Source organism: Neisseria sp. S1 (assembly GCF_048060015.1).
Taxonomy (GTDB): domain Bacteria; phylum Pseudomonadota; class Gammaproteobacteria; order Burkholderiales; family Neisseriaceae; genus Neisseria; species Neisseria arctica.
The window spans coordinates 33,065-55,642 of sequence record NZ_JBLUPI010000011.1; the positions used below are offsets into that span (position 1 = coordinate 33,065).

Here is a 22,578-nt window from a genome sequence, read left to right on the forward strand (position 1 = left end):
CTTTTACGATAAGCTTGTTCCATCGCCTCCAGCTGTTACAATCTGCCTGAGGCCGTCTGAAAACCCTACGGCCTTTACCTGAAAAGAACAAAACCGACATCGGAGCTTCCGCCGCTGCTTGAATGCGGCGCGCCCCACTCTACCGGAGACAACCAATGAATCCTATCCGCCCTTATCTGGACCACCTACCCCAAATTGCCGAACATTGCTATATCGACCCTACCGCCGTCATTATCGGCGAAGTCACACTGGGCGAACATGTTTCCGTTTGGCCTTGCGCCGTATTGCGCGGCGACGTAAACCACATCGTTATCGGCGCACGCAGCAATATTCAGGATTTAAGCATGCTGCACGTTTCGCACAAATCGGCGGCCAAACCCGAAGGCTCGCCGCTGATTATCGGTGAAGACGTTACCATCGGTCATAAAGTGATGCTGCACGGCTGCACCATAGGTGACCGCGTATTGGTGGGAATGGGTACGATTATCCTAGATGATGCGGTAATCGAAAGCGATGTCATGATAGGTGCCGGCAGCCTGGTGCCGCCCCGCAAACGTTTGGAAAGCGGCTTTTTATATGTCGGTTCCCCCGTTAAACAAATCCGCCCGCTTACCGAAGAAGAAAAAGGCAAATTGGTTGCTTCTGCCGCCCACTATATCCGCGTATCGGAAAACTATCTCAAAACCGCCAAACAAACTTCAGACGGCCTTGAAAATAAGTAAGGGTTTATCAGACCACTCCTCAAAAAAGCCGGCATATGCTTCATCATAAGCATCGCCGGTCTTTTAGTGTGCTGATAAGTGTCCGAGCCTCTCCACAAAATATTGAAGTAATATTACACAATGTCTTACTTCCCAATATCGTACAGCCTGCCCAATCTGCTCTACAACCCACTATGATACAAATACCTTTTTCTCAAATTATAGAATTACCCAAACTTTTTCGATCCCCACTCTTTTGCCTACCTTGGCCTAAATCATAAAAAACTGTAATTTTATAACTGTGATCTAAATTTTCAGGTTAAAATTTCACCAAGATTTTACGCAACCCGCATACCCCGCCGGCAATCAAACATCCCGCCAAAATATAAACGGACTTTCGCCATCCACCGGTTGCACAAACCTATGCCACTACGATGGCGGTTCATCAGAAAACCAAATGATTTGGCACCGTATTGCAACGGTGTATTAAACCTCACAAACCCAAACCGAGTCCTATTGAAGGAATAGCCGTATGAGCAAACCTATCCGCGACCTCACCCGCATCCGCCACAACACCAAAATCGTTGCCACACTGGGTCCGGGCAGCAACAACGTCGAGCTGCTCGAAGATATGATCCGCGTCGGCGGGCTAAACGTCGTCCGCTTCAACTTCAGCCACGGCACCGCCGAATTCCACCGCGAAAATGCCGAAATCGTCCGCGAAGCCGCCCGCCGTGCCGGACGCGAAGTCGCCATTATGGCCGACCTGCAAGGCCCCAAAATCCGTGTCGGCAAACTGGAAAACGGCTTTATCGAACTCAATGCCGGTGAAAAGTTGCTGCTTGATGCCGCACTGGAAGGCGAAGGCAACCGCGAACGCGTCGGCCTGGATTACCGCAACCTGCCCGACGACGTCAAACCGGGCGATATTCTGCTACTGGACGACGGCCTGCTTACACTAACCGTAGACGAAGTACGCGGCCATGAAATCCTCACTACCGTACAAAACAGCCACAAACTGAAATCCAACAAAGGCATCAACAAACAAGGCGGCGGTCTTTCCGCCGGCGCGCTTACCGAAAAAGATTTCCGCGACCTCAAAACCGCCGTTTCCATCGGTTGCGACTATCTGGCCGTCAGCTTTGTAAAATCTGCCGAAGATATGCAGATTGCCCGCAATTTGGTCGAACAGGAAATGCAAGGCAGCGATGCCGTACGCCCGGGCTTGGTAGCCAAAATCGAGCGCGTGGAAGCCATTGCCAACCTCGATGAAATCATTCTGGCTTCAGACGGCATCATGGTTGCCCGTGGCGATTTGGCGGTAGAGGTAGGCAATGCCGCCGTTCCCGCCCTGCAAAAACGCATGATCAAACGCGCCCGCGAACTGCGCCGCTTCAGCATCACCGCCACACAAATGATGGAAAGCATGATTACCAACCCCGTGCCGACGCGCGCCGAAGTTAGCGACGTTGCCAATGCGGTGCTGGACGGAACCGACGCGGTGATGTGTTCCGCCGAAACCGCCATCGGTGCCTATCCGTTTGAAACCGTGCGCCAAATGGCGATTATCTGTGCCGCCGCCGAAGCCGAACAAGATTCTCTCAACGGTGTGGAAGACGTACACCAAGAAGCCGCCGTCAGCCCCAACTTGGCGATTGCCAGCGGTGCCGTACAAGTCGCCCGCGCCATCGGAGCCAAAGCGATTGTCGCGCTGACGGAAAGCGGCAGCACCGCCTTCGAAATCAGCCGCCACAGCATCCAACTGCCGATTTACGCACTCACCCCCAGTATTTCCGCCCAACGCCGTATGGCCATGTACCGCGGCGTGCGTCCGCTACGTTTGGCCACCAGCACCAACCACGACACCGCCTTGGACGAAGTAGAAGCCATGCTGTTGGAACGCAATGTTTTACACAGCGGCGACCAATACATCATCACCAGCGGTTCGCGTATGCGCGAGAGCGGCAGTACCGATACGCTGCAAATTTTCCGCGTTCTGTAAATCACCATTACAGGCCGTCTGAAAACACGGCAAAAGAAAAAGCAGGCATCCAAGCCTGCTTTTTTATGGGGAAATCTCCGTATGATTTTTCAGACGGCCTTTTGTCCAGTATCAAAACGCCGACAAAGGCACGGCCATCAAGGTTTCGCCGCCGTTCACCACTTGTGCCGCATAAGTTTGTATCTGCGGCAGCACATAAGCAAAGTAAACCTGCGCCGTATGCCGCTCGGCCGCATAAAACTCTTCCTCCCCAACCGCTTCGTTTTGAGCCGCCAGCCAATGGCGCGCCATTGCCACCGCTCCTAAAGCACAGCCCATCTGATGCAGATAGGCATGCGAAACCGCTGCTGCCAATTCGGGTGTTTCCGCCATCTGCGCCACAACCGCCGCCACGCTTTGCCGTGCCAAAGTCAATGCTTGACGGAGTGATTCTGCCATTACCGGGGCTTGTGCGGCGATTTCCTGCGCAACACTTTCGCCTTCCGCCAATAGCAGTTCGGCGGTTTTTCCATTATTAGCGGCGGTTTTGCGGCCGATCAGATCCAAAGCCTGAATACCGTTCGTACCTTCGTAAATCGGCGTAATCCGTACATCGCGCACATATTGCGCCATGCCGGTTTCCTCTATATAGCCCATACCGCCGAACACCTGCATCGCCATATTAGTCAACACCGTACCGTTATCGGTATTCCATGCCTTCACAATCGGAATCAGAAAATCCAATACGGCTGAAGCTTCGGCACGCACGGCCTCGTCTTCATGCCCGTGCATGGTATCGATACAGGCCGCCGCCCGCATATACAGCGCACGCTGCGCGGCAAGCGTCGCTTTTTGTACCAGCAGCATACGGCGTACGTCGGGGTGGTTGATAATCGCTACCGGTGCTTGGCTTTGCCCGCCGATGCCGCGGCTTTGTACGCGCTCTTTGGCATAGGCCAACGCATTTTGGTAAGCCCGCTGCGCCACCGCATGCCCTTCGATGCCCACACCCAAGCGCGCATGGTTCATCATGGTAAACATATACGCCAAACCCTTGCCTGCCTCACCGACCAAATAGCCTTCGGCTTCGTCGAACTGCATCACGCAAGTGGGGCTGGCATGAATACCCAGTTTATGTTCCAATCCTACCACCGACACCCGGTTGCGTTCGCCAGGATTACCCTCGGCATCCAACAAAAACTTCGGTACGATAAACAGCGAAATGCCCTTCACGCCCGCCGATGCATCGGGCAAGCGTGCCAACACCAAATGCACGATATTTTCGGTAATTTCCTGCTCGCCCCAAGTAATGAAGATTTTTTGACCGCTCACCGCATACGCGCCGTTTTCTTTCGGCACGGCTTTTGCCGCCACCTGCCCCAAATCCGTACCCGCATTCGGTTCGGTGAGATTCATGGTGCCGCTCCATAAGCCTTGGCTCATCTTGGGCAGATAAGTCTGCTTTTGCGCTTCGTCGGCATGATTCAGCAAAGCTTCTACCGCGCCCAAAGTCAACATCGGCAGCAACGAGAACGACAAATTCGCCGCACACCACATTTCCTCGCAAGCCGCCGCCACTACCGCCGGCAACCCCTGTCCTTCGTATTCGGCAGGCGCACGCAAGCCAATCCAGCCCGCATCGCGGTATTCCTCATAAGCGCGCACCAAATCGGGATGAGTCTCCACCTTGCCCGACACCAGCTTGGCACCGTTCAAATCGCCCGTACGGTTGGTCGGCGCCAATACCTGCTCGGCAAACTTAGCGGCCTCCTCCAGCACCGCATCCACCGTGTCGGCATCGAGGCCGTCTGAAGAAGGCAAAGCCAACACTTCAGGCAAGCTGCCGTGTACCCGCAGGGCAAAACGCAATTCATTTAAAGGCACTTGGTAATTCATCATTTCTCCGATAACTTATTCTTGGGATGCCGGATACTTTAGCCGCAAACCTATCGCCTGCAAAGCCGAACACCCGCATTTTTCACAACTTTTTTGGAGTCGGATCTCTAGTTTTAATCTAGCCGCCAAGCTCCGATAAAAATGTATTTTTCAGACGGCCTCTTGCAGATGACAAATCCCGCCCTGCCCGTTATGCTTACTTTTTTCCAATAACACTATTAATTCAGATAATGAACATTACCCAAATCCTCGCCAACGAACTTTCCGCCACCACCGCCCAAATCACCGCCGCCGTCGAACTGCTGGACGAAGGCGCCACCGTTCCCTTTATCGCCCGTTACCGCAAAGAGGCCACCGGCGTGTTGGACGACAGCCAACTGCGCACCCTGGCCGAGCGGCTGCAATACCTGCGCGAACTGCAAGAGCGCAAAGCCACCGTATTAAAAAGCATTGAAGAGCAAGGCAAACTCACGCCCGAACTGCAAGCCGCCATTGAAGCCGCCGACAATAAAACCACCCTTGAAGACCTCTACCTGCCCTACAAACCCAAGCGTCGCACCAAAGCGCAAATCGCCCGTGAAAACGGCTTGCAGCCCTTGGCCGACCTACTCTTAACCACGCCGTCTGAAAATCCCGAAACCGCTGCCCAAGCCTATTTGGGCGACAACGTACCCGATACCAAAGCCGCACTGGACGGCGCACGCGCCATCCTGATGGAACAATTTGCCGAAGATGCCGAGCTGATCGGCCGTCTGCGCGAAAAACTGTGGGCCGAAGCCGAGATTCACGCCCAAGTAATCGCCGGCAAAGAAAACGAAGGCGAAAAATTCACCGATTACTTCGACCACCGCGAAGCCGTCCGCACCATGCCCAGCCACCGCGCCTTAGCCGTATTGCGCGGACGCAACGAAGGTATTCTTCAGACGGCCTTGAAATACCAACCCGACGAAACCCCGATTACCGAGCAAAGCGAATACGAACAACTGATCGCCCGACACTTCAACATCGACGATAAAGGCCGCCCCGCCGACAAATGGTTACGCGACACCGTGCGTTTGGCCTGGCGCGCCAAAATCTTTCTCTCCCTCGAGCTGGAAGCCTTCAACCGCCTGAAAGAAAACGCCGATACCGATGCCATCACCGTATTCGCCCGCAACCTCAAAGACCTGCTGCTGGCCGCCCCCGCCGGCCGCCTGACCACCCTCGGCCTAGACCCCGGCTACCGCAACGGTGTGAAATGCGCCGTTGTCAGCGATACCGGCAAACTCTTGGATACCGTCATCGTATATCTGCACCAAGAAAACAATATGTTGGCTGCTTTGGCAAACCTGATTAAAAAGCATCAAGTGAAACTGATCGCCATCGGCAACGGCACCGCCAGCCGCGAAACCGATAAAATCGCAGCCGAGCTGGTAAAAGGCCTGCCCGAAATGCAGCTGCATAAAATCGTTGTTTCCGAAGCAGGCGCATCCATCTACTCCGCCTCCGAGCTGGCCGCCAAAGAATTTCCCGATTTAGACGTTTCCCTGCGCGGCGCCGTCTCCATCGCCCGCCGCCTGCAAGACCCGCTGGCCGAACTGGTGAAAATCGACCCCAAATCCATCGGCGTCGGCCAGTACCAACACGACGTCAACCAAAGCCAGCTTGCCAAATCACTGGATGCCGTCGTAGAAGACTGCGTTAACGCCGTCGGTGTGGACGTGAATACCGCCTCCGTACCGCTGCTTGCCCGCATCTCCGGCCTCAACAGCACGCTTGCCCAAAATATCGTTGCCTACCGCGATGAACACGGCGCATTTGACAGCCGCCGCCAACTGCTGAAAGTACCGCGCCTCGGTGAAAAAACCTACGAACAGGCCGCCGGCTTTTTACGCATCAACGGCGGTAAAGAACCGCTGGATGCCAGCGCCGTCCACCCCGAAGCCTATCCCTTAGTCGCCCGTATGCTCGATGATCTGCACATCCAAGCCGCAGATCTGATCGGCAACCGCGAAAAAATCAAACAAATCAAACCCACCCAGTACACTACCGAACAATTCGGCCTGCCCACCGTTATGGATATCCTCGCCGAACTAGAAAAACCCGGGCGCGATCCGCGCGGCGAGTTTCAGACGGCCACATTTGCCGAAGGCATCAACGAAATCAGCGATTTAAAGCCCGGCATGATTCTCGAAGGCGTGGTAAGCAACGTTGCCAACTTCGGCGCATTCGTCGATATCGGCGTACACCAAGACGGCCTCGTCCACATCTCCGCCCTGTCAAACAAATTCGTTTCCGACCCGCGCGAAGTGGTAAAAGCCGGCGACGTAGTAAAAGTGAAAGTAGTCGAAGTAGATGCCGCCCGCAAACGCATCGCACTCACTATGCGGCTGGATGATGAAGCAGGAACATCGGGCAAACACAGCGAAAGGCCGTCTGAAACCCGAAACCGCCACCAAAAACATTCCGGCGGCTTAAAAAACGAACGCAACAATACCCTTGCAAACTCGGCTATGGCGGATGCGTTTGCGAAGTTAAAAAGATAAGACTATCTGAAAAAATAAACCCGTAGGTTGATATAAACCTAAAACTTAAAACACATTATAGAAATCAAAATTTATGAACATACAAGAATTCATGTCAGCATATACAAATCATCCAGTTTTATTTATTGGAACAGGAATGAGTTTAAGATATTTAAAAAACTCATATACTTGGGATAGCTTATTATATAAAATTGCAATTGATCTATTTGGCGACGATAAAGAATATTTGAATATAAAATCACGAAACTCAGAAAATGGAAATTTCAAATATGAATTAATTGCAGAAGAATTAGAAAGTAAATTTAATGAAATTCTAGAAAAAGATCCCAATGGATATTTCAAAGAAATAAATGACAAATTTTTTGATAGCATGCGCCAAGGAAAACCATTAAGTAGGTTTAAAATTTATATATCCAAACTCCTTTCTGAATTAGAATACAAAGAAAATTCTAATATAGAATTAGAAGAATTAAAAAAAGCGAGAAAAAATGTTGGGTCAATTATAACAACAAATTACGATAATTTAGCACAGGATATTTTTGAATTCAATCCTCTGATTGGGAATGATATTCTTCTTAGCAACCCCTATGGTTCAATATATAAAATACATGGATGCGTTGACAACCCATCAAAAATTATTATCACACAGACTGATTACAAACAATTTAAAGAAAAATATGAACTTATAAGAGCACAACTTCTATCTCTTTTTATCCATAATCCAATTATATTTTTAGGATATAACGTTGGCGACGAAAATATTAAAGAAATCTTAAAAACAATTTTTACATATGTAGAATCTAATTCTGATACAGCAAGAAAAATTCGAAGTAATTTTTTACTTGTAGAATATGAACCCAATTCAAATAATCAAGATATTACCGAACATGATATTGACATAACAGGATTCTCAACCATACGAATTAACAAGATAAAAACAGATAATTTCTCCCAGATTTATAAAGCTCTTTCCTCATTAACCTTACCAATTTCAGCAATGGATATTCGTAAATTTCAATCAGTAGCTAAAGAAATATATACAGGAGGAAATATTAAGGTTAACTTTACCGAGGATATGGATAGCTTGAACAATAGTGATAAAGTAGTTGCCATTGGATCAACTAAAACGATCAAATACGAATTTCAAACAACCTCTGAAATGATGTCTAATTATTTTAAAATTATTGAGGAGGAAGATTCGCAAATATTAGGCCTGATAAATAAACAGAGAATAACTTCTACCCAATATTTCCCAATTTATGGCTTTAGTAAAATTTGCACAGAAATTCAGGAAGAAGGTACGTTAAAAGAATAGCAAAAAAATAAACTAGAAACTTTTATTAGAGATATGAAAGAGCCCTGCAAAAATAACCATTGTTCTATTAAAGATATCCTTAATGATGAAAATATTTCTGCAACATATAAAAATGGGGCAATTGCTTGGAGTATCTGGCATGATAAACTTTCGAAAGACGAAGTCATTGATTATCTTAAAAACTTTGAGAATAAAAAAAACACTGAATACAAAAAATTACTCTGTATGTTTGATTATAAGCAATATGCCGATGCCAAATAAATTGAATAATAGCTTTATATTCATCTCTCCTACTTAACTTATGGCTAACAACACCCTAATCCTCTACACCACTTCAGACGGCCTAGCCCAATTTGCTCTACGCAAATTGGGAAGTCAACTTTGGTTCACGCAATCGGCTACCCAACATAATTCGTGCTATTTACTAGGAGAATGAAATCAGTAAAACAGCAACTTGCAAAGAATTCTTACAAGTTCAACCCCAAGGTGGACGCGAAGTAAAACGGCAGTTGAAGCATTACTCTCAGCCGATGATTATTGTCGTCGGCTACCGCTTGGTTCACCTCGTAGCATACAATTCCACCAGTAGACAATACTTTAACGAAAACATACAATTTTCCAAAATTATACAAAACAAGCTAATTTTTACATTTTGCCGCTACTGGGAAAACTGCCGCCGAATTGTTTTATCAGCGTGCCGATTGCCAGCAAACCTTTGATGGGGCTGACGCAGCATATCAGCGGCAGATAAGTACGGAAACAAGATATTAATAAAGGCTCTAAATTATTTGAATAAAACCGAAATTAGTCAATTAACTGAATCGTGTCCATGTAGCTGAATTTTACCGAAGTTCAAGCCATACGCAAAAGACAGGTTTTCCTGCGTGATTGGATAGAAAACTGGATCATGTTTTGGCTTTCAATGACCGTGATGTTTTTAAGGAACAGGTAAAATCATTAAAAAGCAAGCGGATAACAAAGCAGAGAACGAATATGAACTCTACGATGCCGCTAGACGGGTATCAAAAGAACAACAGAGAGAAAGTGATATTGCCGAATTATTGACCATAGGTTACTTAAAAAATATTTACCCGCCTTAATTCATACTCGAATTCCTAATCTGAATATATTGCAGATAATAAAAGATACTTTTAATCTCTACATTTCTCAAGCAGCACTCGGCGTTCCCAAATTATTTTCATACCATATTGCCAATCATTTCACCTATTTTCTATTTTAAAAAGGAGAAACACGATGTCTGTACCCCATTTACCGAAAATTCTGGCTGTCTGCATCAGTGCTGCATTACTTGGCGCTCCTGCATTGGCCGCCCCGCCGCTTACCGTTGCCTCCGAGCAGCCCTCGAAAGTTACCCGCGACAATACCAACGCTTGGCTGGAAATCGATACTGCCGCTTATGGGCGTAATCTCGAAGCCATGAAAAAACACCTCAACGGCAAAGCAAAAATCTGCGCTATTTTAAAAGCCGACGCTTACGGCAACGGCATTGATTTGCTGATGCCCGAAATCATCAAACACGATATCCCCTGCATCGGCATCGCCAGCAACGAAGAAGCGCGGGTTGCACGTGCGCACGGTTACCAAGGTGTGATCGCACGGGTGCGCACGGCTTCTTTAGGCGAGATCAAAGACGGCCTGAAATATGATATGGAAGAGCTGTTCGGCAATTTAAACCAAGCGCAAGCCGCAGACCGGTTGGCGGCACAAGCGGGTAAGAAACTGCGTTTCCATCTGTCGCTCAACTCGGCGGGCATGGACCGTAACGGCTTGGATATGTCGTCTACCACCGGCAAAAAAGAAGCCGTAGCCATCACGAAACTGCCGAACCTGCAAATCGCCGGCATCATGACGCATTTTCCGGTAGAGGATAAAGACGATGTGAAAAAAGGCTTGAAGGTTTTCGACAGCGATTGGAAATGGTTGGTACGGTATGCCAAACTCGACCGTAAAAAATTAACCATTCACGCCGCCAATTCGTTTGTATCGTTGGAAGTGCCTGAGGGCTGGTACGATATGGTGCGCCCGGGCGGTATTTTGTTTGGCGAGCCGGTATACGAGCGGCCGGAGTATGAATATATTATGTCGTTCAAAACCAAAGTCGGCAGTGTCAACTCATATCCCAAAGGCAGCACGGTAGGCTACGACCGCACCTTCACCCTAACACGCGATTCGCGCCTGGCCAACCTGCCCTTCGGCTATTCAGACGGCTACCGCCGCGTATTCACCAACAAAGGTCATGTGTTAATCCGCGGCCATAAAGTGCCGGTAGTCGGCAAAGTGTCTATGAATACGACGATGGTTGATGTAACCGATTTTCCCGATATTCAGGCGGATGACGAAGTGGTGATTTTCGGCAAACAAGGCAACGCGGAAATCACGCAAAGCGAAGTAGAGGAAATCAACGACGCCCTGTTGGCTGATTTATACACCGTATGGGGCAACTCCAACCCCAAACTGCCCAAACCCGCCGAACAGTAAGCCTTTGTGATTTTTAAAAACAATATCGACATAGCCGTGCTGCCGAGAAATCGGCAGCAGGCCGTCTGAAAAAAATGAACGAAATAGAAACCCATCCATTACCCCCCTTTCTGCCTGCTCATGCCAAGCTATTGATGCTCGGCTCGTTTCCACCGCCGCGTGTGCGCTGGAAAATGGATTTTTATTATCCGAACTTCCAAAACGATATGTGGCGGATCTTCGGCTTGGTATTTTTTGCAGACAAAGATTATTTCGTCGAAGCAGGCGGCAAGGCTTTTAAAGAGGCACTGATTCGGAATTTTCTCATTGAAAAAGGCATTGCCATCAGCGATACGGGCTATCAGGTACGGCGTTTGCAGGGCAATGCGGCGGATAAGTTTTTACAGATTGTCGAACCCGTGGATTTGGCGGCTTTATTGGCAGCCATACCACAATGCAAGGCGGTGATGACAACCGGCGATTTGGCAACCGAAACGCTGCTGACGATGATGCCGCCTGAAACGGCTAAGCCTGTTATAGGTCAATGCTCGGAAACGGTATTTGCCGGGCGTGCATTGCAGTTATTCCGTTTGCCCTCTTCTTCGCGAGCCTATCCTTTGCCTTTGGTGAAAAAAGCCGAAGCGTATGCAGCATTTTTTAGAGCTGTGGGTTTGCTGTAAATTTCCCGGTATATTTTCACACCGTGCTGTTAGAATTGGCTTGGTTAACCAACTTTCCATTGAAAATGCCGTCTGAAAAGTTTTCAGACGGCATTTTTTCATCATTGCTGTGCAATACAGATATTACACGCCGCGCAATAATTCGTTTACGCTGGTTTTAGCACGGGTTTGCGCATCCACTTTTTTCACAATTACGGCGCAATACAAGCTGTGGCTGCCGTCTTTGCTGGGCAAGCTGCCGGATACCACCACCGAACCTGCCGGTACGCGGCCATAGTGGATTTCACCGGTTTCACGGTCGTAAATTTTAGTAGATTGGCCGATGTATACGCCCATAGAAATCACGCTGCCTTCTTCAACGATCACGCCTTCCACGATTTCCGAACGCGCACCGATAAAGCAGTTGTCTTCGATGATGGTTGGCGAAGCCTGAAGCGGTTCCAATACACCGCCGATACCCACACCGCCGCTAAGGTGTACGTTTTTACCGATTTGGGCGCAAGAGCCTACGGTAGCCCAAGTATCAACCATCGTGCCTTCGTCTACGTAGGCACCAATATTCACATATGAAGGCATCAATACAACGTTTTTGGCCACGAAGCTGCCGCGACGGGCAACTGCACCGGGTACGGCACGAAAACCGGCGGCTTTAAACTCTTCTTCGTTCCAATCGGCAAACTTAGTCGGCACTTTATCGAAATATTTGTTTACGCCGTCGTTTTGGACTTCGTTGTCTTGGATACGGAAAGAAAGTAATACGGCTTTTTTCGCCCATTCGTTCACAACCCATTGACCGTCTTTTTTCTCGGCCACACGCAACGCGCCCGAATCAAGCTGACGCAGGGTTTCCAATACGGCTTCTTTGACTTCGGCGCTAACGCTGGCCGGAGTGATATCGGCGCGGTTTTCAAACGCGGTTTCGATAATATTTTGTAATGACATAAATCTTCCTTGGAAATGAGATTAATCAAAAGCACAATGTGCTTGTTTTGAAATCGTATTATTGAGCAACTAAATAGCCGCCGGGTAAAATTTTTCCACTTAACCGATGTTGGAAAATATGGTCTCGGTAAGCAGTGGACGCTGTAACGGCTGCACGGTCAGCTGCTGCAATGCCGTCTGAAAATATTCGAAGCCGACGTTTTCAGAACCGAACCGTGCCAAATGCTCGGTATCCATTTGGCAATCAATCATTTTTATACCGCATTGCGCCAAATAAGGTACGGCTCGGGCAAAAGCTATTTTACTGGCATCGGAAACAGCGGCAAACATAGACTCACCGAAAAACACGCTGCCGATTTGTACGCCATATAGTCCGCCTGCCAATTTCAAACAGCCTTCCCCATCAGGATACCAGCATTCGAAAGAATGGGCGTGTCCGATACGGTGCAACTCCTCATAAGCCTGACGCATCCGACGGGTAATCCAAGTACCGTTTTGCCCCGGCCTGGATGCGGCGGCACAAGCGGCAACCACTTCGGCAAACGCACGGTTAACAGTAACCACATAAGGCTTGTTACGCAGTGTTTTAGCCAATGAACGGCCGATATGCAGTTTATCAGGATAAAGCACGGTACGCGGTGCCAACGCCCACCAGCAAATCGGTTCGCCCTCTGAAAACCACGGGAAAATACCTTGCGGATAAGCCGTCAGCAGCCATTCGGGGCGCAAACTTCCGCCCACCGCCACCAAACCCTCTCTCCGTGCCACTGCCTCCGCCGCATCGGGAAAGAACGGTATGCCGGGATCCAACACAGGAATATCCATAGTTTCCAATCGGGCCTTACCAATATATTTTCAGACGGCCTGAACCGTTCCGCCCGGGCCGCCTGAAACATTTGCACAATACAGGCTCAGCGTTTGTCTTTTTTCTGACACTCGCTGCATACGCCGTACATATACAGCGCATGATCAACAATGCGGTAACCATTTTCTTCTGCGATTTTATCTTGCAGTTTTTCGATTTCGTCGTTGTGGAATTCGGTAACCTTACCGCATTTTACGCAAACGATATGATCATGGTGACCGCCGGCATTCAATTCATATACCGCTTTGCCGGTTTCGAAGTGATGGCGCAGCAAAATACCGGCCTGTTCGAATTGGGTCAGTACGCGGTAGATAGTCGCCACACCGATTTCAATGCCTTCGTCCAACAAAATACGGTAAACGTCTTCGGCACTCAAATGCTCTTCGGCATGCTGCTCGAACAAATCCAAAATCTTCAAACGCGGGCCGGTCACTTTCAGGCCGCTGTCTTTTAATTGAGCGATATTGCTGTCCATAATGGTTTCCATACCCGTGTAGTATAATTGTCGTTATAATACGCATTTTTAGCAGCTTTGCCCACTATCAGATGATAAAGGTTTTCAATTGTCGAAATTTTCGATACGCGCTAACCTAAAACCTCATCTACCGCATGAAAGGTAACATCGTGAACAAACCATTATGCCTAGCTTTGGCGGCCCTTCTCGGCCTGGCTGCCTGCTCAGTCGAGCGTGTTTCCAACTTCCCCTCTTACAAGCTGCAAGTCGTGCAAGGAAACCAGCTTGATCCGCGCGCGGTGGTTTCCCTGCAACCGGGTATGAGCCGCGACCAAGTGCAACTACTGCTCGGTACCCCGCTGCTGCGCGATCCGTTTCATGCCGACCGTTGGGACTACACTTACAACACCGCACGTAATGGTGTTTTGGAAGAACAGCGTACCCTTACACTCTTTTTCACCGATGACCGATTGACCCGTGCCGAAGGTAATGCCATCGAATATGCCATCGAGCAGTTAAAAACCGAAACTGCCTCCGAGGCCAATCCGTAAACAGGAATTTTTATGACTCAGTTGAAAATCGCCATTGCCGGCGCGAACGGCCGTATGGGCCGCGTATTGATTGAAGCCGTCAGCAAACATCCCGATACCGTATTGAGCGGCGCACTCGAACATACAGCCTCCGAAGCCCTCGGCCTTGATGCAGGCTACGCTATAGGCATTAAAACCGGCGTTGCCATCAGCAGCGATGTTGATGCCGTTTTGGCCGTAAGCGACGTATTAATCGACTTCACCCGTCCCGAGCCTACACTCGGCCATCTGCAAAAATGTGTGCAACACGGTGTGAAGATGATTATCGGCACCACCGGCTTCGATGATGCGGGCAAAGCTGCGATTGCAGCGGCGGCGGAAAAAACCGCCATTGTATTTGCTGCCAATTTCAGCGTGGGCGTCAACCTGACTTTCCACGTACTCGACACTGTCGCCCGCGTACTCAACGAAGGTTACGACATTGAAATCATTGAAGGCCACCACCGCCATAAAGTCGACGCCCCCAGCGGTACCGCTCTGCGGATGGGAGAAGTGGTTGCCGCTGCGCTAGGCCGTGATTTGAAAGAATGCGCCGTTTATGGCCGCGAAGGCCATACCGGCCCTCGTGACCCATCGACCATCGGTTTCGCCACCGTGCGTGCAGGCGATATTGTCGGCGACCATACGGCATTGTTCGCTACCGACGGTGAGCGGGTAGAAATTACCCACAAAGCCAGCAGCCGCATGACTTTTGCCTCAGGCGCGGTGCGTGCTGCTGTTTGGCTGCGAGCCCACGATAAAGGCTTGTTTGATATGCAAGACGTTTTAGGGCTGAAAAACAGTTAAGCTTACTATGGATATGCATCATGAAATGCCGTCTGAAACTTTCAGACGGCATTTTTTGTTGGTAACCTTAAGGGAATTTAAAGCACCCAAATCTGCCGTAACACAAACCAAACAGATTATTCCGACCACTTCTATACTTCACCGGCCAACACGGTGCCATTTTACTCAAAATACGGTTTTACAATCTTTCAACACCAAGTATCCGTTTTATGCAGCCAACCGTTTATCAGCTTTTCTAATACAATATACGAATCAATTAAGGCCGTCTGAAAGTTTCAGACGGCCTTATCTTCTCAAAGGGCGGCATTTTAATTTTCCGGCAGTTCCGCCGAGCCCATACGCCGTAAAATAATATTAGTCCGGTTGCGTAACGTACGGTCACGCGGATTTTCCGCATAATACAAAGGTCGCGGCACACGCGCCGCTAATTGGGCCGCCTGCTGTTTGGTTAATCCCACCGCCGGCTTCTTAAAGAAATACTGTGAAGCGGCTTCCGCTCCGAACACACCCGGCCCCCATTCGATTATATTTAGATATAGTGCGAAAATGCGGTCTTTATCCGTTGTCGCCTCCAGCATGGCCGTAATCGCAGCCTCTTCCACTTTACGTATATAACTGCGGCTGTCATTCAAAAAAAGATTTTTCGAGAGCTGCTGGCTGATGGTTGAACCGCCGGCCCTAACCTGCCCGCTGCTCTGGTTACGCTTCATTGCATTTCGGATCCCGCTCCAATCGAAGCCGCCGTGTTCGGCAAACTTGGCATCTTCAGAAGCAATCAAGGCTTTTTTCAAATTAGTGGAAATATCGTCATAGGCCACCCAACGGTAATCCAAAGCCACTTGTTTCCCTGCCTGACGATACTCACTCATACGCATCGTCATGAAAGAGCTGGCCTGCGGCGCAACTGCCCGATATGTAATGATGTTGCCATAAACATAGGCATTAAACAGGATCACCGCCGCAAAAGGCAGTGCCAACAACCATTTAAACATCCCCTTCAACCTTTCCGCATATATTCTTTAACCGCATCGGCATCAGGCGCAAAGCCTCGCCATAGCTCATAGGCAGCCGCAGCCTGACCGACCAGCATACCTAAGCCATCGGCTGTTTGGCAGGCTCCGTTGGTACGGGCAAATTCAAGAAACGCTTCTGCCGCCGCACCGTAAACCATATCATAAGCCAAAGCACAATCAGCCAACACGCGCCCATCTATTTCGGGCAGTTGCCCGCTCAAACCGCCTGAAGTGCCGTTTATCACGATATCAAAATAAGCATGGGGCAAATCAGCCAAGTCCGAAGACGCCACACCAAACTGCCGTGCCAAACCATCCGCCTTAGCCGCAGTACGGTTGGCAATCACAATTTCTGCCGGCTTTTGCTCCAATATAGGTTGAATCACACCGCGTACCGCACCACCGGCACCCAATATCAAAATCTTTTTACCGGCCAAATCCACACCACAACCGCATACGATATCATTTACCAAACCGAGGCCGTCCGTATTTTCACCGCGAAACCGTCCCCCGCCCAACGGAATCAGCGTATTCACCGCTCCCGCCGCTCGGGCTCGCTCGGAAAGCTCATCCACCCAGTGATAAGCATCAGTTTTAAAAGGCACTGTTACATTTGCCCCCAAACCTCCTGCTGCAAAAAAAGCTTCCACTGCCTCTGCAAAACCGCTTTCATCAGCCCAAATACGCTCGTATTCGATTTCCACCCCTTCTTGCAAAGCAAAACGGGCATGAATCTGCGGTGATTTACTATGGGCAATCGGATTGCCAAAAACAGCATAACGAGGCTTATGGTTCGCCATTAATTTTCTCTCTTTAATGAATATCGGCAAGGAGGCTGACCAAGTTAGCCTACCGGCGCACGTTAAAAAATTTGCCGCACTAATTTGGTCGTTACATTATTTTTGAATAAAACTGCCACATGGAAAGCGGTTTGATTTTATCACTATCCTTTCGTGTAGTTTAACTAAATCCAACGAAAATCACTCCGCGTAATACAATAAAATTTTTTGAATAAATTGTTGACAATTTTTCTAGTGGAATTTATATTTCTTTTAAACATTTGAATGACGGCGGCTTCGGAGAAAAAGGCCGTCTGAAATACAAAAACCGCTAAAATGAAGTTTAATTACAAAAACCTCACGGCGGTATGTTTTACATAATCTCTGTGCCTCTAACGACATGCTTGTGGCACAATAGCGGTATGCAACAGCCTTTTTATCGTAATACTTCCCAACAATCAGGAGCAAAACCATGTCTGTAAAAGATGTTGTCAAACTGATCGAGGAAAACGAAGTCCGCTTCGTCGACCTACGTTTCACCGACACTAAAGGCAAACAACAACACGTTTCCGTACCCGCCCGCATCGTACTGGAAGATCCGGAAGAATGGTTCGAAAACGGCCAAGCCTTCGACGGCTCTTCTATCGCCGGTTGGAAAGGCATCCAAGCATCAGACATGGTTTTAAAGCCCGATGCCGATACCGCCTATATCGATCCCTTCTATGATGATGCTACCATTGTCATTACTTGCGATGTGATTGATCCCGCAAACGGCCAAGGCTATGACCGCGACCCCCGTTCTATCGCCAAACGCGCCGAAGCCTACCTGAAATCTTCAGGCTTGGGCGACACCGCATTCTTCGGCCCTGAGCCCGAGTTCTTCGTATTCGACGGCATCGAGTGGGAAACCTCTATGCAAGGCACCCGCTATAAAATCCATTCCGAAGAAGCGGCTTGGTCAAGCGGTACTTCTTACGACGGCCAAAATACCGGCCACCGCCCGACAGTAAAAGGCGGCTACTTCCCGGTTGCCCCCGTAGATTCAGGGCAAGACCTGCGCTCTGCCTGCGTAAACATTCTCGAAGAAATCGGTATTCCTGTCGAAGTACACCACCACGAAGTGGCGACTGCCGGCCAAATGGAAATCGGCACCAAGTTCAGCACGCTCACCAAGCGCGCCGACTGGACTCAAGACATGAAATACGTTATCCACAACGTAGCACATAATTTCGGCAAAACAGCCACCTTCATGCCCAAACCGATTATGGGCGACAACGGCTCAGGTATGCACGTTCACCAATCAATCTGGAAAGACGGCAAAAACCTGTTTGCGGGCGACGGTTATGCCGGCCTGTCCGAAATGGCACTCTATTACATCGGCGGCATTATCAAGCATGCCAAAGCTCTGAATGCCATTACCAATCCTTCCACCAACTCGTACAAACGTTTGGTTCCTCATTTCGAAGCACCGACCAAGCTGGCTTACTCGGCCAAAAACCGTTCGGCTTCCATCCGCATTCCGCACGTTGCCAGCAGCAAAGCCCGTCGTATCGAAGCACGCTTCCCCGATCCGATGGCCAACCCCTATCTGTGCTTTGCCGCCCTGTTGATGGCCGGTTTGGACGGTATCCAAAACAAAATCCATCCGGGCGATCCTGCTGATAAAAACCTTTATGACCTGCCGCCTGAAGAAGATGCATTGGTGCCGACCGTATGCGCTTCTTTAGAAGAAGCGCTGGCCGCCCTGAAGGCAGACCATGAGTTCCTGACTCGCGGCGGTGTATTCAGCCAAGATTGGATTGACAGCTACATCGCCTTCAAAGAAGAAGATGTGAAACGCATCCGCATGGCACCTCATCCGCTCGAATTCGAAATGTATTATTCTCTGTAATCTAAAGCGGTATAAAAAAACCGGGCGTACACCGCCCGGTTTTTTTGTTATTCAAATATTTTTTATCTCAAAATTGTAATCTTCATTTTTTGCCGACAAGCCGTCTGAAAAGTTAGGAGTACACTTCCAGCCAGAAGCTTTATTTCTATCCTCTACCACATAAATAAAAGGCAAAAAAATAACCGCTTTTTAAAAGCGGTTTATTTGGTGGCCAGAGGCGGGATCGAACCGCCGACACACGGATTTTCAATCCGTTGCTCTACCAACTGAGCTATCTGGCCTTGTCTCTCTGAGAGATGCGTATTAAAACAGAATTTCCCGCTATCCGCAAGCTTTTATCTAAAAAAAAGCAAACTAAAATTCTAAACGGCTATTTTTTATAAAAATAATTTCACGCTCATTCATTATATACAGACAGGTAATTCAAGTAAAAACCGTTCGGACAGTCAATTCAGCCTGACTCCCGCTGTTTTATTCTTGATACCTGCCCCTGTAAACAAATGTCAAACAGATTGGCCGAACACTTCCCGTGCGATGGCTACGGTTTCTTCTATCAACTCCGGCGTATGTACGGCAGAAACAAAGCAGGCTTCGTATGCCGATGGACCGAAAGCTACACCTTTATCCAGCATTCCATGGAAGAAACGTTTAAAGGCTTCGATATCCGAACGTGTCATATCCGTATAGCTGTTCGGGCGTTCCGCCGCAAAATACAAACCGTACATACCGCCGATGAAATCGGTACTGAAAGTTACCCCTGCCGCTTTGGCAGCCTCCTCCAAACCCTGAGTCAGTTGCCGGGCACGGTCAGCCAACGTTTCATAGAAGCCGGAGCGTTGGATAATTTCCAAGGTTTTCAAACCTGCCGCAACGGCAACCGGATTACCCGACAATGTACCTGCCTGATAAACCCCGCCCAAAGGTGAAATACAAGCCATAATATCTTTGCGGCCACCGAATGCCGCCAAAGGCATGCCGCCGCCGATAACTTTGCCCATGGTAGTCAAATCGGGCTTAATACCATGCAGCGATTGCGCACCGCCTAATGCTACGCGGAATCCGGTCATCACTTCATCATAAATCAATACTGCGCCATGTTTTTCCGTTAATGCGCGCAAAGTACGGATAAAGTTTTCAGACGGCCTAATCAGATTCATATTGCCGGCAAAAGGTTCTAAAATCACACAGGCAATCTCATCACCAACAGCGGCGAAAGTTTCTTCCAATTGTGCGACATCGTTATATGACAACACCAACGTATGTTTGGTGAAATCGGCAGGAACACCGGCAGAACTGGGGTTACCGAAAGTCAGCAAGCCGCTGCCTGCTTTTACCAACAAGCTATCGGAATGACCGTGATAGCAGCCTTCGAATTTGATGATTTTATCGCGACCGGTAAAACCACGCGCCAAACGGATGGCGCTCATGGTAGCTTCAGTACCAGAGCTGACCAAACGCAACTGCTCAACGCTCGGTACGATTTTAGCGATTTCTTCCGCAATCACGATTTCCGCTTCGGTAGGCGCCCCGAAAGACAGCCCGCCTAATGCCGCTTCACGCACGGCCTCAACCACTTCGGGATGCGCATGCCCGACAATTGCCGGCCCCCACGAGCCGACATAATCAATATAACGCTTACCCTCGGCATCCCATACATAAGCTCCTTCGGCTTTGGTAATAAAACGCGGTACGCCGCCCACACTACCGAATGCGCGCACGGGAGAATTAACTCCGCCCGGAATAATGGCTTTTGCACGGTTGAAGAGTTGTTCGTTACGGTTCATCATGATTCCTTATTTGATTTAGGCCGTCTGAAAATAAAATTCCGATCCCTATCCGTTACACGCTTCAGACGGCCTGTATATTCAGCATTAAATCGCTATTTTAGCAGCAGCGCCACTTTGCCACCAAACAGCAAATAAAAAACCTGCCTTTACAGGCAGGTTAGGGATATCAATTTATTCTTTGGGAAGGCGCAGAACGGACACAACCAAACCGCCCCAAATCACTACCAAAGCAATTACCATCATCACGATTGCACCGGTACTCATTATTCTTCTCCTTCACGGTAATTATCAGCACCGTCGTGCCAAGCCAATTTTGACAAGATAAAAGCCAGCACCACCAAGCCGACAGCCATAGCCCAGCCAAACGTACCGACAAACCAAGCAGGATAGCCTTCATAGCCCTCTTTGGCCAGCTTGAAAACCTCAGATACCAACATATAGGCCAATACGATCGGCGTGATAATGCCGGCAAACAGTTTCCAGCCTGTTCCTAACTTCAGCGAAGAAACCGAATTAACGTGAGCTGCCAACATATCAAAACGCTTGGTCAGCATGATACAGCAGATAGAAGCAAAACCGACTGCCACAATACCAAAGCTATTGACGAATTTATCCAGCACATCCAAAACAGGCAAGCCGGTAGTCGTGCCGAATAAAATGGTCGATATCACCATCAGGGGCAAACCGACTGCAAACGTTGCAGTAATACGCCCCCAGCGCAACTTATCTTGAATCGCAGCAATGATAACTTCCAAAATCGAGATCAGAGAAGTGAGGCCTGCAAAAACAAGCGAGCCGAAAAACAACACACCGATTACCGAGCCAAAAGGGGCTTTATCGATAATGGTCGGGAATGCGATGAAAGCCAAACCTATACCCGAAGTTGCCACTTCGCTCACCTCTTTGCCCGTCGAAACCGCCATAAAACCTAAAGCGGCAAAGACACCGATACCTGCCAGCAACTCAAAACTACTATTGGCAAATCCCACAACCAAGCCGGCTCCGGTCAGATCGGTTTGCTTTTTCAGGTATGAGGCATAGGTAATCATAATACCGAAGCAAATAGACAGCGAAAAAAAGATTTGCCCGTAAGCGGCAATCCATACGCTTGGTTCGGCCAACTTACTCCAATCCGGCGTAAACAGCGCATTCAAACCTTTGGCTGCGCCGTCTAGCGTCAATGAGCTGAGCACCAAAATGATAAACATCACGGTCAGCAGGGGCATAAAGAACACCGAAGACTTACCCACGCCGTTCTGCACGCCCAAAGCCATAATCAGCAATACGGCAATCCATACGCCCAACAACGGGCCTACGATAGTATCGACAAAATCAAAACCTATCCCCACCTCTTTCGACATCTTTAGAAAATCGCCGAAGAAAAATGCAGCAGGATCGGCACCCCAGCCGCTGTTAAAAGCATAGTAGGTATAACTGGCCGCCCAGCCGATAATCACGGCGTAGTAAATGGCGATAATGACATTGATCAATACCTGCCACCAACCGAAAGTTTCAAAACTTTTACTCAAACGTCGAAAGGCCAACGGTGCGGATCCGCGGTATTTATGCCCGATCGCATAATCCAAGAATAAAAGCGGAATACCGGCGGTTAGCAGGGCTACAAGATACGGCAGAATAAAGGCGCCGCCGCCGTTGTCATAGGTGACATAAGGAAAACGCCAAATATTGCCCAAACCGACTGCCGAACCGATGGCTGCGAACATAAACATCCGCCGGCTGGAGAAAGTCGCACGTTCTGATTGTTGTTGTGTTTTTGACACGATACACCTCCGAGGTTACGCCTTTTCAAGCGCACTCTTTCACTTTGAAATTTTGTTGTTTTTATAGCCGTTCAAAATCAAACGGTACTTCTTTCGGCTATGCAGCACTACATT

Annotated in this window: 17 protein-coding genes, 1 tRNA gene and 1 pseudogene; 9 read left to right on the forward strand and 10 right to left on the reverse strand. The window is 48.9% G+C overall.

Annotated features, from left to right (window positions below; genetic code table 11):
• Positions 1-155: 155 nt before the first annotated feature.
• Both ACEPPX_RS09060 and pyk read left to right on the forward strand, forming a co-directional pair.
• Positions 156-722 carry a gamma carbonic anhydrase family protein gene (locus ACEPPX_RS09060; protein WP_416623755.1) on the forward strand — a complete coding sequence of 189 codons (567 nt, stop codon included), beginning with the start codon at positions 156-158 and terminating at the stop codon, positions 720-722.
• Between the two features lie 511 nt (positions 723-1,233).
• Positions 1,234-2,703, forward strand: a complete 1,470-nt coding sequence (gene pyk / locus ACEPPX_RS09065) for a pyruvate kinase (protein WP_416623756.1) — start codon at positions 1,234-1,236, stop codon at positions 2,701-2,703.
• A 111-nt stretch (positions 2,704-2,814) separates the two neighbouring features.
• On the opposite strand, the gene ACEPPX_RS09070 is transcribed toward pyk, so the two are convergent.
• A complete protein-coding gene (locus ACEPPX_RS09070) occupies positions 2,815-4,578 on the reverse strand; it encodes an acyl-CoA dehydrogenase (RefSeq protein WP_416623783.1) in 1,764 nt (587 codons plus the stop codon).
• A 230-nt stretch (positions 4,579-4,808) separates the two neighbouring features.
• Between ACEPPX_RS09070 and ACEPPX_RS09075 the strand changes: the two genes are divergently transcribed.
• The 4 genes and pseudogenes from ACEPPX_RS09075 (at position 4,809) to ACEPPX_RS09090 (ending at position 11,576) form a co-directional block, all read left to right on the forward strand.
• Positions 4,809-7,103 carry a Tex family protein gene (locus ACEPPX_RS09075; RefSeq protein WP_416623757.1) on the forward strand — a complete coding sequence of 765 codons (2,295 nt, stop codon included), beginning with the start codon at positions 4,809-4,811 and terminating at the stop codon, positions 7,101-7,103.
• Between the two features lie 73 nt (positions 7,104-7,176).
• A pseudogene (locus ACEPPX_RS09080) lies at positions 7,177-8,679 on the forward strand (SIR2 family protein).
• A 993-nt stretch (positions 8,680-9,672) separates the two neighbouring features.
• The gene (gene alr, locus ACEPPX_RS09085) at positions 9,673-10,917 is read left to right on the forward strand and encodes an alanine racemase (RefSeq protein ID WP_416623758.1); all 1,245 of its coding nucleotides are present in this window, start codon (positions 9,673-9,675) and stop codon (positions 10,915-10,917) included.
• Between the two features lie 74 nt (positions 10,918-10,991).
• A complete protein-coding gene (locus tag ACEPPX_RS09090) occupies positions 10,992-11,576 on the forward strand; it encodes a uracil-DNA glycosylase family protein (protein WP_416623759.1) in 585 nt (194 codons plus the stop codon).
• A 123-nt stretch (positions 11,577-11,699) separates the two neighbouring features.
• On the opposite strand, the gene dapD is transcribed toward ACEPPX_RS09090, so the two are convergent.
• The 3 genes from dapD to fur all read right to left on the reverse strand — a co-directional run bounded on the left by dapD (position 11,700) and on the right by fur (position 13,858).
• Complete coding sequence (gene dapD, locus ACEPPX_RS09095; protein WP_047761732.1) at positions 11,700-12,518, reverse strand: 2,3,4,5-tetrahydropyridine-2,6-dicarboxylate N-succinyltransferase; 819 nt, start codon at positions 12,516-12,518, stop codon at positions 11,700-11,702.
• A 99-nt stretch (positions 12,519-12,617) separates the two neighbouring features.
• Positions 12,618-13,343 carry a leucyl/phenylalanyl-tRNA--protein transferase gene (gene aat, locus ACEPPX_RS09100; RefSeq protein WP_416623760.1) on the reverse strand — a complete coding sequence of 242 codons (726 nt, stop codon included), beginning with the start codon at positions 13,341-13,343 and terminating at the stop codon, positions 12,618-12,620.
• Between the two features lie 86 nt (positions 13,344-13,429).
• Positions 13,430-13,858: a ferric iron uptake transcriptional regulator gene (gene fur / locus ACEPPX_RS09105; protein WP_082131271.1), complete on the reverse strand. Its 429-nt coding sequence runs from the start codon at positions 13,856-13,858 to the stop codon at positions 13,430-13,432.
• A 149-nt stretch (positions 13,859-14,007) separates the two neighbouring features.
• Here fur and ACEPPX_RS09110 point away from each other — a divergent pair, with 149 nt between their 5' ends.
• Both ACEPPX_RS09110 and dapB read left to right on the forward strand, forming a co-directional pair.
• On the forward strand, positions 14,008-14,388 hold the full coding sequence (locus tag ACEPPX_RS09110) for an outer membrane protein assembly factor BamE (protein ID WP_047761764.1): 381 nt from the start codon (positions 14,008-14,010) through the stop codon (positions 14,386-14,388).
• A gap of 12 nt (positions 14,389-14,400) precedes the next feature.
• Complete coding sequence (gene dapB / locus ACEPPX_RS09115) at positions 14,401-15,213, forward strand: 4-hydroxy-tetrahydrodipicolinate reductase (protein WP_416623761.1); 813 nt, start codon at positions 14,401-14,403, stop codon at positions 15,211-15,213.
• A gap of 308 nt (positions 15,214-15,521) precedes the next feature.
• Here dapB and mtgA read toward each other — a convergent pair whose 3' ends face one another.
• Positions 15,522-16,205 (reverse strand): monofunctional biosynthetic peptidoglycan transglycosylase, encoded by a 684-nt coding sequence (mtgA, locus tag ACEPPX_RS09120; protein WP_416623762.1) that lies wholly within the window; start codon positions 16,203-16,205, stop codon positions 15,522-15,524.
• A gap of 5 nt (positions 16,206-16,210) precedes the next feature.
• Positions 16,211-17,026: a shikimate dehydrogenase gene (aroE, locus tag ACEPPX_RS09125; protein ID WP_416623763.1), complete on the reverse strand. Its 816-nt coding sequence runs from the start codon at positions 17,024-17,026 to the stop codon at positions 16,211-16,213.
• A 451-nt stretch (positions 17,027-17,477) separates the two neighbouring features.
• On the opposite strand from aroE, the gene glnA reads away from it, so the two are divergent.
• On the forward strand, positions 17,478-18,896 hold the full coding sequence (gene glnA, locus ACEPPX_RS09130; protein WP_047761739.1) for a type I glutamate--ammonia ligase: 1,419 nt from the start codon (positions 17,478-17,480) through the stop codon (positions 18,894-18,896).
• A gap of 205 nt (positions 18,897-19,101) precedes the next feature.
• On the opposite strand, the gene ACEPPX_RS09135 is transcribed toward glnA, so the two are convergent.
• The 4 genes from ACEPPX_RS09135 to ACEPPX_RS09150 form a co-directional block, all read right to left on the reverse strand.
• Positions 19,102-19,177: transfer RNA gene (locus ACEPPX_RS09135), tRNA-Phe, on the reverse strand.
• 222 nt (positions 19,178-19,399) lie between these two features.
• Positions 19,400-20,680 carry a glutamate-1-semialdehyde 2,1-aminomutase gene (gene hemL / locus ACEPPX_RS09140; RefSeq protein ID WP_416623784.1) on the reverse strand — a complete coding sequence of 427 codons (1,281 nt, stop codon included), beginning with the start codon at positions 20,678-20,680 and terminating at the stop codon, positions 19,400-19,402.
• Between the two features lie 174 nt (positions 20,681-20,854).
• Entirely contained in the window at positions 20,855-20,947 is a 93-nt protein-coding gene (locus ACEPPX_RS09145) for a methionine/alanine import family NSS transporter small subunit (protein WP_416623764.1), read from the reverse strand.
• Entirely contained in the window at positions 20,947-22,464 is a 1,518-nt protein-coding gene (locus tag ACEPPX_RS09150; RefSeq protein WP_416623765.1) for a sodium-dependent transporter, read from the reverse strand. Before ACEPPX_RS09150 ends, ACEPPX_RS09145 begins: the two co-directional genes overlap by 1 nt.
• Positions 22,465-22,578 lie beyond the last annotated feature (114 nt).